12 protein-coding genes and 1 tRNA gene are annotated in these 14778 nt (G+C 50.6%); 7 read left to right on the plus strand and 6 right to left on the minus strand.

Annotated elements, in window-relative coordinates; translation table 11 throughout:
* Positions 1-260 precede the first annotated feature (260 nt).
* The 3 genes from DFER_RS16585 to DFER_RS30575 all read left to right on the plus strand — a co-directional run bounded on the left by DFER_RS16585 (position 261) and on the right by DFER_RS30575 (position 3182).
* Positions 261-1289 carry a hypothetical protein gene (locus DFER_RS16585; protein WP_015812806.1) on the plus strand — a complete coding sequence of 343 codons (1029 nt, stop codon included), beginning with the start codon at positions 261-263 and terminating at the stop codon, positions 1287-1289.
* Positions 1290-1300: 11 nt separating this feature from the next.
* A complete protein-coding gene (locus DFER_RS16590) occupies positions 1301-2893 on the plus strand; it encodes a YjbH domain-containing protein (protein WP_015812807.1) in 1593 nt (530 codons plus the stop codon).
* A 61-nt stretch (positions 2894-2954) separates the two neighbouring features.
* A complete protein-coding gene (locus DFER_RS30575) occupies positions 2955-3182 on the plus strand; it encodes a hypothetical protein (RefSeq protein ID WP_015812808.1) in 228 nt (75 codons plus the stop codon).
* Between the two features lie 70 nt (positions 3183-3252).
* Here the strand turns inward: DFER_RS30575 and DFER_RS16595 are convergent, their stop codons facing one another.
* The 6 genes from DFER_RS16595 to DFER_RS16620 form a co-directional block, all read right to left on the minus strand.
* Positions 3253-4140, minus strand: coding sequence for a dienelactone hydrolase family protein (locus DFER_RS16595; protein ID WP_015812809.1), 888 nt, complete (start codon positions 4138-4140; stop codon positions 3253-3255).
* A gap of 179 nt (positions 4141-4319) precedes the next feature.
* Entirely contained in the window at positions 4320-5798 is a 1479-nt protein-coding gene (locus tag DFER_RS16600) for a hypothetical protein (RefSeq protein WP_015812810.1), read from the minus strand.
* A gap of 208 nt (positions 5799-6006) precedes the next feature.
* A tRNA-Asn gene (locus DFER_RS16605) sits at positions 6007-6080 on the minus strand.
* Positions 6081-6165: 85 nt separating this feature from the next.
* Positions 6166-6447 carry a hypothetical protein gene (locus DFER_RS16610; RefSeq protein WP_015812811.1) on the minus strand — a complete coding sequence of 94 codons (282 nt, stop codon included), beginning with the start codon at positions 6445-6447 and terminating at the stop codon, positions 6166-6168.
* Between the two features lie 27 nt (positions 6448-6474).
* Positions 6475-7095, minus strand: coding sequence for a 16S rRNA (guanine(527)-N(7))-methyltransferase RsmG (gene rsmG, locus DFER_RS16615; RefSeq protein ID WP_015812812.1), 621 nt, complete (start codon positions 7093-7095; stop codon positions 6475-6477).
* Entirely contained in the window at positions 7086-8216 is a 1131-nt protein-coding gene (locus DFER_RS16620; RefSeq protein WP_143828752.1) for a glycosyltransferase, read from the minus strand. The genes rsmG and DFER_RS16620 overlap by 10 nt, the downstream gene beginning before the upstream one ends.
* A gap of 111 nt (positions 8217-8327) precedes the next feature.
* On the opposite strand from DFER_RS16620, the gene tgt reads away from it, so the two are divergent.
* The 4 genes from tgt (at position 8328) to DFER_RS16640 (ending at position 14769) form a co-directional block, all read left to right on the plus strand.
* Complete coding sequence (gene tgt, locus DFER_RS16625) at positions 8328-9461, plus strand: tRNA guanosine(34) transglycosylase Tgt (RefSeq protein ID WP_015812814.1); 1134 nt, start codon at positions 8328-8330, stop codon at positions 9459-9461.
* A 227-nt stretch (positions 9462-9688) separates the two neighbouring features.
* A complete protein-coding gene (locus tag DFER_RS16630) occupies positions 9689-11143 on the plus strand; it encodes an OmpA family protein (protein ID WP_015812815.1) in 1455 nt (484 codons plus the stop codon).
* 111 nt (positions 11144-11254) lie between these two features.
* Entirely contained in the window at positions 11255-12361 is a 1107-nt protein-coding gene (glf, locus tag DFER_RS16635; RefSeq protein WP_015812816.1) for a UDP-galactopyranose mutase, read from the plus strand.
* Positions 12362-12507: 146 nt separating this feature from the next.
* Positions 12508-14769, plus strand: coding sequence for a GumC family protein (locus DFER_RS16640; RefSeq protein ID WP_015812817.1), 2262 nt, complete (start codon positions 12508-12510; stop codon positions 14767-14769).
* The last annotated feature ends 9 nt before the right edge of the window (positions 14770-14778 follow it).

Genomic DNA, 14778 nt, shown 5'->3' on the forward strand with positions numbered 1-14778 from the left:
TACTGATAATGGCCGGAGTTCCTCGCGGAATGCGGGCAAGGCACGTGCGGAGCTGATCATGCTTTACGACCAGACGGGTTGTCAAAGAGCATGACAGAACACATATAGGCGTATCCGTTCGCTCATTTAGCTTGCCCCGCGAAGGCAATGCGTGGCATTCTTGTGCGATAAGATATCCGACTGTTTGCGACCGGCAACCAGCCAATGAGAACCAATTTAATAATCCGCCACATAATTTTTTTCACTAAATCTAACGCGTAATGAAAACACGTACACTGAAATTACTTACCCTTCTGATGTTCCTTACATTCTTCCTGTATGATTGTAAAGACAAAGAAGCGGATTCGCTCGAACCCGCTAACACCGAGCTATCCAACCAACTGGACAAGCTGGAACTTCCCGCTACCACACTGGAAGAAACACCGGACATTAAATTGGTGCCCGGCAAAGTCGACCCTTCCGCCAAAACGAAGGAGCTGAACGAATCGCTTGGCGCTGTAACAGTCGGCAGCATTCCGGCCAGCGTGACCAAAGCCGCTGAAGAAGTGGCAGGTTCGCTGTCGGATGCCGAGGTGAAGGCATTGAACCAGGTGAGCCCGTCGTCCAAAAACGAGCTCAATTCGGCCCAATTGCGCACGATCCTGAAAAAGGCTACGGCTGACGTTAAACTTCAAAGCTACCTGTCGCTCCTCACCGCCGCCAAAGTAGACGGGCTTCCGGACGGCGGCAGAACCGGTGCCGTGACGGAGGGTACGCCTTCCAACCCGGCCGTTGAAGCTGGCAAAACGGACGATTGCATCGCCCGCGCCAACGAGAAGTTCGACCGCACCAAAGAGCGCCTCGACGACGCCAAAGCGAGAGAGCTCGGCAAGATCAACGATGCGTACGCAAGAGACCTGGAACGCATTCAGCGCAACCTGGAAAGATGTACGGGCGAAAACGGCGCGGCACATTTCGAGGCGCTCCGCCAGGTAGGCATCAAGATCGCAAACGATGCCCTGGCCGCATTGGAAAGAGCTAAGCCATTCCTCCGCCCGGGCCAGTACGAATACCTGAAAGCGCTGATCAACATTCAGTTGCTCGATTACCTCGACAAAGTAAACCAGCTGGAAGCCGCTAAAATCGGCAGCTGCACGGAAATCGCCGAAATCGCCAGAGCCCGCGCAGAAGAAACCAAAAACTCCAACACTGCCCGCGTAGAAGCAAACTACAACGAAGCCCTTGCGAAAGCGGTTGAATTGAGAGACAAAATGATCGAAAACTGCCACAACCAGGGCAGCGGTATCTAACAGCAAGGCGGATGATTCAATTTGTTAGAAGCAGAAGGGGGAATGTATGGTTTCCCTTTCTGCTTGCTCTGTGTCTGAGTGTGCCAGTTCATGCGCAAACGAACATTTCGGGCAAGCCCGGGCTGATTTACATTCCTTCGGCCCGGCAGACCGACGACGGCGCATTTGAGCTCGGCTACCATTTCAACCCGATCCGGTACGGGTTCAGGTACAACCGCAGACATTCGGAGGGGATCTATTTCGCAAACCTTACCTTGCTTCCCAGGCTGGAAGTGAATATCAACCTGCTGCGCGTCAATAATGAATTGAAGCGCGGCCAGAAAGGCATCGGCGACCGGCAGCTCGACCTCAAATACCTGCTTTTAAAAGAAACCCACAAGCGCCCGTCCGTGGCGGTTATCCTCTCGGCGCCTTTCGGAATCGACAATTCGCTGTCCACCAACGCGCTGGTAGCGAGCAAGACGTTCCGCCTGAGCAATCGCATATTCGCTGATGTGACAGCAGGTTTCGGCAGCCCGGTTTTTATCCAGCGCGACGAATCCGAGAAGAGCAATTACAATATTTTCAACAGTCTTGAAATCGTCAGGAAAAAGGATTTCGACTATCGTTACCTGTCGGGACCATTCGGTGGATTTAACCTCCGATTCGAAAACAAAGCCGGCTTTATGGCTGAATGGGACAGCCAGCATTTAAATGCAGGGATTTACGCCACACTTTTCAAACGCTGGACAATACAGGCAGGTATTCTCAACTTCGACCAGATCACCTTCGGAACGTCCTATGCGGTGAACGTGCTGCCGCTTCCCCGGAAGTTCCACGGCTACCAGGAAGCTGCCCGAACCGCGCCGGCAGATGCCGTCGACCAGCAAAAATTGCTTAACAACTTTGAAAATCTCTCGATCGATTCAATAGCCGGAAAGGTCGCTTACGAGCAACGGCTGTACCGAAACCCGTATTTGGGCATGCTCGAAATGCAGCGCGCATTGGGCGATTCTTCCGTAAAAGAATATGTACCGATGTTCCAGGGCGTGCCTATTGGTGCTTACCGGATGGACAAGCGGATCAGCTACCGTCCGTTAGCGAAAAGGGAAATGCGTTCGCGACGCTTTTTGCTCAATCAATATAAATTCGATTTCTGGCTGCAACCTGTTTTCGCCGCCAGCTTTGGTTACCGGGAAAAAAACCTGCAAAGCAACACCAGCCTGCTGCTGCAAACGCAGTTTTATCTATGGAAAGGGATGTCGGTCAACGCAGGCGTGCTGTTCCCGATCACCAATGACCTGGACAACCGACCAAAGATCGTCCGTCCGGCACCGGTTTTCCTGAACCAGTTCCTGGCGTCGGGCAAGCATTTCGTCAGCGCGTCGGCGGGTTATTTTTACAATGATCAGTACGGCTTGAATGTCCAGTACCGCCATCACGACCTCTCGGGCCGGTGGTCGTTTGGGCTGGAAGGCGGGCTCACTGGCTTGTATTATTATACCAAAAGCGGCATTTACTACGAAAACATGGACAACCTCCTGCTCATCGCCGATGCCGCGTACAAATTATCCCGTCCCGACCTCACGCTGAAACTTTTCAGGCGGCAGGTACCTGGCCGGTGACGAAGGCGCACGCTTTGACCTGATCCGCCAGTTCACGAATGTGGAAGTAGGGCTGTATGTTATGAAAACAAACAACGGAACTACGGCCGGCTTCAATTTTGCCATTCCTATCCCGCCAGGCAAGATCGCCCAGGGCAGAAAGGTCAGGTTCCGCACGACCGACGAGTTCCGGTGGGAATACAGCTACACCCGTGGCTTCCGCATCGGTGAGCGGTACCGGACCGGCTATCAGCTCGACCAGAAGCTGCGGCAATACCATACCGATTATCTCAACAGACAAAGACCATAATGCCAACGCCCCGCGGCACCGTTACGGCTCCGCGGGGCGTGTTTTGGCAAAATGAAATTCTATTGCCTCGCTAGACCAGTTTTTCCTTGAAGAAATCGACGGTTCGCTTCCATGCCAGCTCGGCTGCCGCCTTGTCGTAGCGGGGTGTGGTATCGTTATGGAAACCGTGGTTTACATCGGGGTAGATGAATGCGGTGTAATCTTTCCCGTTTTCCTTCAATGCCTTTTCATACGCTGGCCAGCCTTCGTTCACGCGCGTATCCAGGCCTGCATAGTGCAACAGTAACGGCGCCTTGATCTTCGGCACATCCTCCGTGGCCGGTTGTCCGCCATAAAACGGCACTGAGGCGGCGAGGTCGGGAACGCGCACGGCCATCATATTCGCTATGGCGCCGCCGAAGCAGAAGCCTACCACGCCGATCTTCCCATTGCAATCCTTGTGGTTTTTGAGGTACTCGTATGCCGCGATAAAATCCTCCTGCATTTCTGCGCGGTCGCGCTTGCTTTGCATTTCCCGCCCGGCATCGTCGTTCCCCGGGTATCCACCGAGCGGTGTGAGGGCGTCGGGCGCGATGGAGACGAATCCGGCCAGCGCTGCTCTGCGCGCCACGTCCTCGATATGCGGATTAAGGCCCCTGTTTTCATGCACCACCACAATGCCGCCCAGCTTACCCTTCGCGCCCGCGGGTTTCGACAACAGCGCCTTGATATTCTTCCCTCCTTTCGGAGAATCGTAATTGACATACCCAGATTCCAGGCGGGGATCGTTGGCCTGCACCTGGACGGCCCCCTTGTAATCGGGCATAAGGAAGCTCATCAACGACGCCACGGTAACACCACCGACGGCGTAGGTCGACAAACTTTGCATAAAATTCCGGCGGTCGATGCGATTGTGGGCATAATCGTCGTAGAGATCGAAAACCTCCTGCCTGATGTCTTCTTTTTTAAGCTGGCTCATTGGTTCGGGTGTAAGTTTGTACCGAGATGGATTCTGCATAAAGTTCTCAATTTTAGCGGAAAATTACACGAGGTGGGTGGAGGGTGCGGTGCTAATTCTGTTCTGTTCGGCACAAGTGCGATCTGGAATGTCAATTATCTACATGGAGCCACTGCTGCAATACGGGAGACGAAGCCGCTTCACTTTGGCGATAAGTACCTATTGTAAATGGAATTTGTGTCGCCCAGATATTGAAGCGCTTCGGTTTGGGTATATTTTGCTTTCAGCATTTGATAGCTGTTTGCATAGGTGTGGTACGGAATCACGGGGAAGGTTGTTCCCAGGAGATACGCGGTAGCGGCATTATGCTCGAACTGCTTTTTTAGGACGTCCATTGTGGAAATGATCGTGATGAACATCAAACCGTTCAGTACGATGAAATATCTGCTGCGCATCTGTGCCGCTTTTTGTTCGCTGACTAAACGGGCGATTTCGAAGTAGATGAGAAAAAGCGCCGGCATGGATGCTTTGGCCACCAGATCGTTGTAGAGGCCTATTTTGAAGAAGGAAATTAGGCAAAGAAAACAAAATGCGCTTGCGAGCAGCGGCGAAAGCCGAATGCCGGATTTACCGGACCGCATAATCAGATAGAAGAAGCATAGGAGATTGACTGCCAGAAATATCAGATAACCGATCAGCCAGTAGGGCCCTGATCGTGCGACGGTGGCTAGCCCGGACCGGTTGTTTGAGCTCATAAAATAAACTACCAGCGGCAAAATATAAATGAAGCTCAACACATCGGTCTTCTCCCAATATTTGTACAATAAGCATCCACCCTTTCCTCTGACCCATTCGAATATAAAGGCTGGAAAGATAATTCCCAATGTACCAAGCGATACGAAAGGCCCCCAAACAAGGCAACTGCAAGCCAGAAAACACACCAAACCGTAACGCAGTTTAAATGAGGTGGTGTGTATCATTACCGCAGCGAGCAGAGCCGCCGGAATGCACTGATGGGGCTGCCAGAGCATGGCCTGCGCGAAACCAAGGAAATAAAGTTTATGCTGCTGGATAATCGCACCGTGGTAAAACGGGATGGCATTGAAGAAAAGGTATGGTACTCCTCCAAGCAGAAAGAGCGATACCGCTAACAGCCGTCTGCGGAAAAGCAAGAAATACCAGATCAAAATCAGATAGATGCCCAGCCCCGACCAGATAATAACCAGCCAGTTCAAATGCCCCGGGAAAAATTTGTACAAAAGGGCCGGAACGAGGTAGTAGCCATAGTAATAGCAGGCGAACGTTCCCGCTTCGCCATATGAAATAGGCCACGGCTGATTTGCCAGCTCGAAAAACTTGGTATTGTGGCCCCAGTAGTCGTAAGATTGGATCGAAAAACCGCCTATTCCCGAAAAGTAAACGATGGCAGCAGCCAGTATGAGCAGTTTGAGTAACCCGTGAAGCGTAATTTGAAAAAGTAGTGGTTGCTGGGAAGACCTTACCACATGATACGTCGCCAGCGCAATGCCCAGCGACACCGCGACCACCGACACTTCCGGCCTAAACCAGAACCATGTGAATATCAGCGACGGGACTACCAGGTAAATCGTGGTGAAAGCAATTAATGCAGGCCTGATGGATAGCGTTGCATTAAAATCTTGGAAGGGTGTGAGTCGCATAAGGAAACTAGTGTGAGCTATTTCCTGTAAATATAGAGCCGGGCACTGGCATTAGATAGGCAATAACTGGCTCAATGGCAACCGATTATCTAACGGGTTATTTAATGGATAATATCGCTATTGTTATACCAATCGCAGTCCCGGGGCAGCTTTTTTGGGGGAAAAGAAAAAAGGACTTGCAAGATGATCTTGCAAGTCCTTTTCGAAGCTCCCGAAGCTGGGCTCGAACCAGCGACCCTCTGATTAACAGTCAGATGCTCTAACCGGCTGAGCTATTCGGGAATCATTATCCGGTTGTTGTACTCGAATTGTGGTGCAAATCTAGTGATTCAAGTTATACAGCGCAAGTCCTGGGTTCAAAAAATTCTTACGCCTGTACTTTTGCGAGGATTAACTCCTTGACTTTCTTCGCATCTCCCTTCGTAAAATTATTGATAATAATTTCAGGACGCATGCGCGGAATGATCCGGATCGTCGAAAAAAGAACGCCGCTCTCGATTTCCACACCCGAAATGTCGGAGTAGAAAACGAAGTTATCGTTGCTCTTGAAAAGTTTCCTGACTTTGAAGGTTACGCCTTTTTCGCCGAACGTTACCTCGTCGGGGAAAAACGGGTTCATGAGCCCACTGGCGCTGAATCGCTCGTTCATATTTTGAATAGGTTATTAAATGAATGCTTACAAAGGTACATATACGACCTTCTTTGTTTCAAAGAATTCTTCGGTGAAAAAGTCCGAAAGCTCGTAAATCTGAGCCTTTTCTTTGATCTCCGACAATTCTTCGGCGAGGTCGCCACCTTTGAGATATAAAATTCCATTCCTGCGGTCGTGGAAGGAGTTGCGGCTGATGTTCTTTTTCACCCAGCCCACAAACGGCGCCATGCGCGTCACTGCCCGGCTTACCACAAATTCGTAACTATCGTCGAGCTTTTCGGCGCGTACCTGCTCGGCGCGCACGTTGTCGAGTTTCAACGCATTCACGATTTCCTGCACGACGCGGATTTTCTTGCCAATGCTGTCGACAAGGTGAAATTGCGCCTCGGGGAACATGATGGCGAGCGGCACGCCGGGGAAGCCGCCGCCGGTGCCGACGTCGAGAATGGCCGTTCCGGGACGGAATTGCTGCACCTTGGCGATGCCGAGCGAATGCAGCACGTGGCGTTCATATAATGTATCGATATCCTGGCGTGAAATCACATTCACGCGCGCGTTCCAGTATTCGTACAATTCGCCCATCTGCCCGAACTTGTCGCGTTGGTCGGCGGTCAGGTCGGGGAAGTATTGATCAATCAATTCCATGATTTACGGGGTTTTCTTCTCGTCATGGTCAAAAACCCGAAAACGAGGTAATAAACAAAAAGTGCAAAGTCCATCAATAAAAAGCTGAACCACTCCACGGTTTTATCGAGCTTGATATTGATAATGATCAGCAGGAACCATTGAATGACCCACCGCACGCCGAACACGACGCCGAGGGCTTGGAGCAGCCACTGATCTTTGGCGATCAGCGCCCACGCCAGGGTGATCAACCCAAGAAACCACGTCGCAATGTGCGCGCCGGAAAGCATTCCGAGCAGCATTTTGTTGCGGGGTTTGTAATAACGGCTCACCGAAATGTGCCGGCGTTTCTGACGGAACCAGTCCTTCCAGTTGGTTTTCGGAACAGAGTAAACGAAAGAGTCTTCCTCAATCGAGATGGTAGTATTTGAGCTCGTGGATACTTCGTTTAGAAATATATCGTCATCGCCGCCAAACACGTGCTTGTGGGTATAAAAACCCTTGTTGGCGAAAAATACGGAACGCTTATATAATATGTTACGCCCAACGCCCATGTAAGTCAGGCCGGCCAATGCGAACGACAAGTATTGAACCGCCGTGTAAAAGGTTTCGCAGCGGATAAACCAGTTGAGCAGGCCTTTTTGTTTGAAATACGGAGAAAAACCCAGCACAATATCCTTGTCATGAGTTACCCGGGAGGTCATCGCAGTTATCCAGTGGTTTGAAGCGGGACGGCAGTCGGCATCGGTCATGAGCGCGATGGGATATTTGGCCTGCTTCATGCCGACGGTCAGAGCATATTTCTTCGGAGTGACGTGGTCGAACTGGTCGTTGATGCGGATGTAGCGGATGTTTTTCCAGCCATTGATGTTTTCGCGGATATAATCTTCACTTCCGTCGTCGGAGCGGTCGTCGAGCAGGATTACCTCGTATTCGGGATACTCCTGTGCATCCAGCAAGGGAATGAGCTCAGTCAGGTTCTCCCTTTCGTTCCACGCACACACGAGCACGGTAACTCCGGGCATGGCATTGCCATAATTTGCCCCCTTTCCGTAAAATGCAAGCCGTGTAAAAAAGAAGAGGTAATAAAATAACTGAACAGCTACGAACGCCCCCAGCGCATAGAGTAAAGAATCGGCCACAACAGAAGAGAGATGTAAAATTTTATCATATTCATGCAAATATACTGTCGTTGACAGGAATGTTCGAGGCGTTACCCCTATTTTTGCACACCAGCAATTTAAAACCTTTTAATGAAGTTTACACTACAAGTTGAGGATCCCCATTCGAAAGCGAGGGCCGGATTGATCGAGACGGATCATGGGGTAATCCAGACGCCCATCTTCATGCCTGTGGGTACCGCGGGGACGGTGAAGGCTGTTCATCAGCGGGAGTTGAAAGAAGATGTCAAAGCACAGATCATATTAGGAAACACCTATCATTTATATCTCCGCCCGGGGCTCGACCTGATGGAAAAAGCCGGAGGCTTGCATGCGTTCAACGGATGGGACCGCCCGATTCTGACCGATAGTGGCGGTTATCAGGTGTATTCGCTCGCCGGAACCGGCCGCAAGATAAATGAAGAAGGTGTGGTATTTAAGTCACACATTGACGGTGGCGTACACACATTCACGCCCGAAAACGTGATGGACATCCAGCGGACGATCGGCGCGGACATTATTATGGCGTTCGACGAATGCACGCCTTACCCTTGCGAATTCACCTATGCGCGCAAATCGATGGAAATGACGCACCGCTGGCTCACGCGGTGCTGCGACCGTTTCGACAGCACCGAGCCGCGCTACGGACACAGCCAGACGTTATTCCCTATCGTTCAGGGGAGTGTCTACAAAGACCTCCGCAAGCAGTCGGCAGAGTTTATCGCTTCTGCCGGGCGCGAAGGCAATGCCATCGGCGGTCTTTCGGTAGGCGAGCCGGCTGAGATCATGTATGAACTCACCGAGGTGGTATGCGATATTTTGCCCAGGAACAAGCCGCGTTATCTAATGGGCGTAGGTACCCCCGCCAACATTCTCGAATGCATTGCGCTCGGGGTGGATATGTTCGATTGTGTAATGCCTACCCGCAATGCACGCAATGGCATGATTTTTACAACGGAAGGAATCATTAATATTCGGAACGAAAAGTGGAAAGACGATTTGTCACCGATAGACGCCGGACTTGGAGGGCACGTTAGTACATTTTACAGTAAAGCCTATCTGAGGCATCTTGTAAAATCCGGGGAAATGCTCGGAGCGCAGATTGCGAGCATCCATAACCTGACATTCTATTTGTGGCTGGTTAACAGTGCGAGAGAGAAAATTATCGACGGAAGTTTCGCTTCATGGAAGCGGGAAATAGAAAAAAAATTGAATCAACGGCTTTGAAAGTTCAAAAAAGGAGGTTTCTTTCGGGTAAAATTTGAATTAAATATCAGGAAACTTTTCCATTTGTATCAACTTGCGGTTGATTAAGTGATATTGTTAACCTATTTTTGTGCGCACTAGGCATTTGGTTAATGTTGCGATTAGCCGTGAAATAAATATATAACTTTACTCATAAAATTGGATATAGATCAATCCTAGTTAATCTTAATAACGCTAACTTGAATAGTATGAAAAAAGTATCCCAGTTGATTGGTTCGTTTGCCTTGGGAGCAATGATGGCGCTGCCTTCATTCGCACAGCCGCTGGTGCAACCGAATTCTCCGGATTACAATCCAAAAGCGACGTACGATGGCCCTTACAAATTGAACACCTGGTCAATTTCCGCACACTTTGGCCCGTCGATGTTTTTTGGTGATTTAAGAGAATATGACTTCTGGCCTGTTACCAAAACTTCATCCGACAGCCACAAGGAATCCGGTACTTTTCAAGGAGGCCTCACACTGAACAAACAACTTTCCTACCTGTTCGGCGCCCGTTTGGACGCGTCTCTGGGCAACCTGAGAGGTATGAAACGCCGTACTTATAACCGCTATTTCGAAGGCAACTATTTCGATGTTTCTCTTTCAGGAACTGTTAACCTGAAAGGACTTCTGATGGGGCCTAACAAAATGAAGCGCTGGAAAATCGATGCGTATGCAGGTATCGGTCAGGTGTTCTACGACGCTACCGCTTACGATCTTACAGGTGGTGTGAAGCTTCGCGAAACCGGCAACATGAACGACTGGATCGTTCCAACAGGTTTGAACGTAAACTACGAAGTAACGCCAAGAATCGATATCGGTCTTGACTTCCGTTTGACTCACACCAACTCTGATTACCTTGATGCTACTTACGGCGGCGATTACGACAGAACGCCTAACAGCTTCAACATTGCAGACCAGAAAACTTCCCGCAAAGGAAACTCTGAGCTTGACAGCTACGGATACGGTGCTGTTCAGGTAACTTACAAATTGGGTAAGAAAGCCCTGAAAGTTCAGAAAGTGGACGGCAAATGGGATTACAAACCAGAAGAAGGCGGTTACTACCACCTGCGTTACACAGACCCACGTGTACTGGTTAAGCCTCCGAAAATCCTTACACTTGAAGAAATGGACTCTGTTGCAAAAGCAAACCGTCCGAAAGATATCGACCCGCGTTTGTTGCTTGATACCGATGGTGACGGTGTTTCCGACTTCTTCGATAAAGAGCCAAACTCACCGGCAGGAAGCATTGTTGACGGTGCTGGTCGCGTACTCGACTTCGATTCTTACGTGAAAAACGCACTGGCAACCGGCGCGGCTTGCTCCGAGATCTTTGCTAACGTAACATTCGATACTGACAAAAACGTATTGAAGCCTGAATTCCAGGAACTGCTTAAAAACGTAGCAGCGTTGATGAACAAAAACGGATGCCGCTTGCAACTGGCTGGTCACACCGACCGTCGTGCATCTGACCGCTACAACATCGCGCTTTCAAAACGCCGCGTAGAAGCTGTTAAAAACTTCCTGATCAACGAAGCTGGTCTGCAAGACCCAAGCAAAGTGATCGTAGACTACTTCGGATCATTCAAACCGATCGCAGACAGCGCAACCCGTCCAGGTTTGCAGAAAAACCGTCGCGTAGAATTGAAATTGCTTCCCTAATAGTTGAAGTAACGACTTAAAGAGAAAGGCTCCCGTCGGGAGCCTTTCTCTTTTTAATATATTCACACGCAAAATCAATCAGCCACATCATAACAACGCAACGGAGCATTAATGAAACAATATGATTATCTGGTAGTAGGTGCAGGTTTGTGGGGATCGGTATTTGCCCATGAGGCAACCAAACGCGGCAAGAAATGCCTGGTCATCGACCGCCGTGACCATATCGGCGGCAACGTGTATTGCGAGAATGTGGAAGGTATTAATGTGCATAAATACGGTGCACACATATTCCACACCAACGACAAGGATATCTGGGACTATGTCAATTCCTTCGTGGAGTTTAACCGGTACACCAACTCTCCGGTTGCAAATTTTAACGGCGAGCTGTATAACCTGCCCTTTAATATGAACACTTTCTACCAGCTATGGAAAGTGCGCACACCCGAAGAAGCGAAGGAAAAAATCCGCCAGCAGGTGGAAGAAGCCGGCATTAAAGACCCGCAAAACCTGGAAGAACAGGCGATTTCGCTCGTAGGAACCGACATTTACGAGAAGCTGATCAAAGCTTATACCGAAAAGCAATGGGGAAGAAAAGCTACCGAACTGCCGGCATTCATTATCAAACGGCTCCCTGTTCGCTTCACGTTCGATAATAACTATTTCAACGATCGCTACCAGGGAATCCCCATCGGCGGTTACAACAAGCTTACCGAAGGATTGCTGAATGGCGTGGACGTGCGCCTGGGCGTCGATTTCTTCAAAGAAAGAGAATCACTCACCGAGCTTGCTGAAACGATCGTCTACACCGGCCCGATCGACGAGTATTTCGATTTCCGCTTCGGCCAGCTCGAATACCGCAGCCTGCGATTCGATAACCAGCTGCTGGATCAGGAAAATTACCAGGGCAATGCGGTGGTAAACTATACGGACGGTGAAACGCCCTTTACCCGCATTATCGAACACAAGCACTTCGAGTTTGGTACACAGCCCAAAACGGTAATCACGCACGAATACCCGCAGGAATGGGTAAAAGGAGCCGAGCCGTACTACCCGGTGAACGACGACAAGAATACCGCTGTGTTCAACCAGTACAAAGCCCTCGCGGCGGAAGAACCCAACGTGATCTTCGGTGGCAGGCTCGCTGAATACCGGTATTATGATATGCACCAGGTGGTAGCGTCCGCCCTCAAAAAAGTGAAGGTACACTTCGATTCATAATTTTTTTTCGTTCAAAAAGCCTGTTTCAACGCGTTGGGACAGGCTTTTTGCGTTTATGGAGATTATTTTAGAAAATTCTTTGTAGAAGTCGCGTTACCAAAATAACCTGTCAGCGTCTAAATCATACCTACTAAAATGTGTATGCGATGCTGACAACAAAAGGCCCCACCAACGACTACCCGCCATTCCAGGACTGGGCGAACCATCCATTATGGAAAGCCATTCAATTCCGCTGGTACTGGCTGGTCGTCTCGCCCATTGTGTCCCTCTTGCTGGGGACGGCTTTCCTGCGTTACAAAACGCCGCGCTACCAAGTCACTGCTTCCCTCATGGTCCGCGACGATTCCCGGGGAAGCGATTTGCACGAAACGGCCCTCCTCGAAGAGCTCGGGCTGCCCGATGCCGCGGGGAGTGTGGAAAATGAAATTGAAATACTCAAAAGCCGCACATTGCTCGGTCAGGTGGTCGACGATCTGCATCTCACGATCCAATACTTCGCCTCCGGTCTCCTCAAAACCACCGAGCTTTACGAAAAGGCCCCCTATCGCGTAAGGTTTATTCAAAAGCAGCCTCCACGTCCTGAAACATATCATATTGTAAGGCAAGCGGGTGATTTTTACATAATAGAAATTTCCGGCAGCCGCTTTAGAGGGAGGTTTAGCAGCCCATTGGCGCTGCCCCAAGGCGTAGCTGTGATTGTGGACACTACCCGTTTCAAACCTTCTGCTCTTTACCAGTATTCTTTCAGGACACTTGCAAAAGAGACGGTCGTCGATCACTACGCCCGCACGCTCTCCATTCAGGCGCCGAACAAAATCGCCAGCATGGTTAACCTTTCCATTCAGGACGTGCTAGCCCGAAAAGGCGAAGCCATATTGAAGCAACTGATTGTACGGTATCAAAAGGCAAGTATCGACGAGAAAAACAAGGTAGCGGACAATACTATTGCTTTTATTAATCACAATCTGGAAAGGGTTTCGGCCGAACTGGCCAGCGTTGAAACGAACATCGAAGGCCTGCGTAAGCAGCATAAGCTGATCGACATCGCAGAAGACACCCGGCAGGCCCTCCAAAAGCTTGCTGCCAACACGTCGGAAGAAAGGGAATGGGCTACCCATTTGAAAATCGTTCAGTTGCTGGAAGATCATTTACGCAAGAGCCCATCGACGGCCATCCCTTCCCTCCTCTATCCGCAGGAAAGCAATTTCTCCGCTCTCGCATCCACCTTCAATGAAATGCAGCTGAACCGCGTGAAAGCGCTCACCACCCTCGCGCCCAACCATCCTGCCGTTACCACGCTCGACAGCCAGATTGCAGCCGCCAGGGGCAATCTTTTCGACGCGATCCACCAGCAAAAGCAGGAACTGGCGCTCCGCCTCGCCTCCGTTCACGCCTATGGCAAAGGCTTCCATGCCGAAATCATTCAAATTCCGACGCATCAGCGGGCGCTTTTAACCCACTCGCGAGAGCAGGGCATTCAGCAGGAGTTATACCTGTTTTTACTCAAAAAAAGAATGGAAACGGCTATTTCCCGTTCTGCAAACATCGCCAACGCCCGGGTAATCGACCCGCCCAAAGCAGGCATCGCGCCCACATTTCCCAACCCGGCGCTGACCATTCTCGTGGCTTTGTTCGCCGGCATTCTTGCACCCATATCGACGCTTTACGTTGCCCGCATACTGAACAACAAAGTCACGTCCAAAGAGGACATCCTGCTGCATTGCAATGCGGTGATCATCGGCGAAATCAGTCAGCAGAAACCAAATTCCCGTTTCACAGTTGCCGATAGCCGGAGCCTGGTCAGCGAGCAATTCCGCTCGTTGCGGACAAACATCCGGTTCATTTCCGGCGCGCGGCCCCACACCGTGATCCTGCTTACATCCGCAATGGGTGGAGAAGGCAAGTCGTTCGTCGCCGCGCACCTGGCGCATTCGCTCGCGCTCGCGAGCAAAAGTGTGTTGCTGGTTGACCTCGATCTTCGGAAACCATCGCTCGCCCAACTTCTGAAATTGAAAAACGAGGGCATTACCGAGTCGATTGCTTCGAGTTCCAAACCTGAAATTCAAGCCGCCGGTAGGGAGCATTCCTTCGATTTCATTGCCGCAGGCGCGCCTTGCCCCGGCGCCGGTGAAATCGTGCTTTCTTCCCATTTGACCGGGTTGATTTCGTCGCTCAGATGTCGATACGACTATATTCTGCTGGACAGCCCGCCCATAGGCCTGGTGGCCGACGCCGGTGTGTTGGGTTCCCACGCCGATATGACGCTGTACATCGTGCGGCAGCACTTCACATTTCTGCACCAGCTAGCCGACATGAAAAGGCTGCACGAGCAGTCACTTTTGCCGGATCTGCACGTGATCCTGAACGGTACGCGCGACCTGCACCGCTATCAGTACAATTACTATTAATTAACTCAC

This window comes from Dyadobacter fermentans DSM 18053 (genome assembly GCF_000023125.1).
Classification (GTDB): Bacteria; Bacteroidota; Bacteroidia; order Cytophagales; family Spirosomataceae; genus Dyadobacter; species Dyadobacter fermentans.

Excerpts from the sequence above, each read along its gene's own strand:
- DFER_RS16590 (WP_015812807.1), top strand. The coding sequence starts at position 1,301 with ATGATTCAATTTGTTAGAAGCAGAAGGGGGAATGTATGGTTTCCCTTT.
- DFER_RS30575 (WP_015812808.1), top strand. The coding sequence starts at position 2,955 with ATGAAAACAAACAACGGAACTACGGCCGGCTTCAATTTTGCCATTCCT.
- DFER_RS16630 (WP_015812815.1), top strand. The coding sequence starts at position 9,689 with ATGAAAAAAGTATCCCAGTTGATTGGTTCGTTTGCCTTGGGAGCAATG.
- rsmG (WP_015812812.1), bottom strand. The coding sequence starts at position 7,095 with ATGGAATTGATTGATCAATACTTCCCCGACCTGACCGCCGACCAACGC.
- DFER_RS16595 (WP_015812809.1), bottom strand. The coding sequence starts at position 4,140 with ATGAGCCAGCTTAAAAAAGAAGACATCAGGCAGGAGGTTTTCGATCTC.
- DFER_RS16610 (WP_015812811.1), bottom strand. The coding sequence starts at position 6,447 with ATGAACGAGCGATTCAGCGCCAGTGGGCTCATGAACCCGTTTTTCCCC.
- DFER_RS16585 (WP_015812806.1), top strand. The coding sequence starts at position 261 with ATGAAAACACGTACACTGAAATTACTTACCCTTCTGATGTTCCTTACA.
- DFER_RS16640 (WP_015812817.1), top strand. The coding sequence starts at position 12,508 with ATGCTGACAACAAAAGGCCCCACCAACGACTACCCGCCATTCCAGGAC.
- tgt (WP_015812814.1), top strand. The coding sequence starts at position 8,328 with ATGAAGTTTACACTACAAGTTGAGGATCCCCATTCGAAAGCGAGGGCC.
- DFER_RS16600 (WP_015812810.1), bottom strand. The coding sequence starts at position 5,798 with ATGCGACTCACACCCTTCCAAGATTTTAATGCAACGCTATCCATCAGG.
- glf (WP_015812816.1), top strand. The coding sequence starts at position 11,255 with ATGAAACAATATGATTATCTGGTAGTAGGTGCAGGTTTGTGGGGATCG.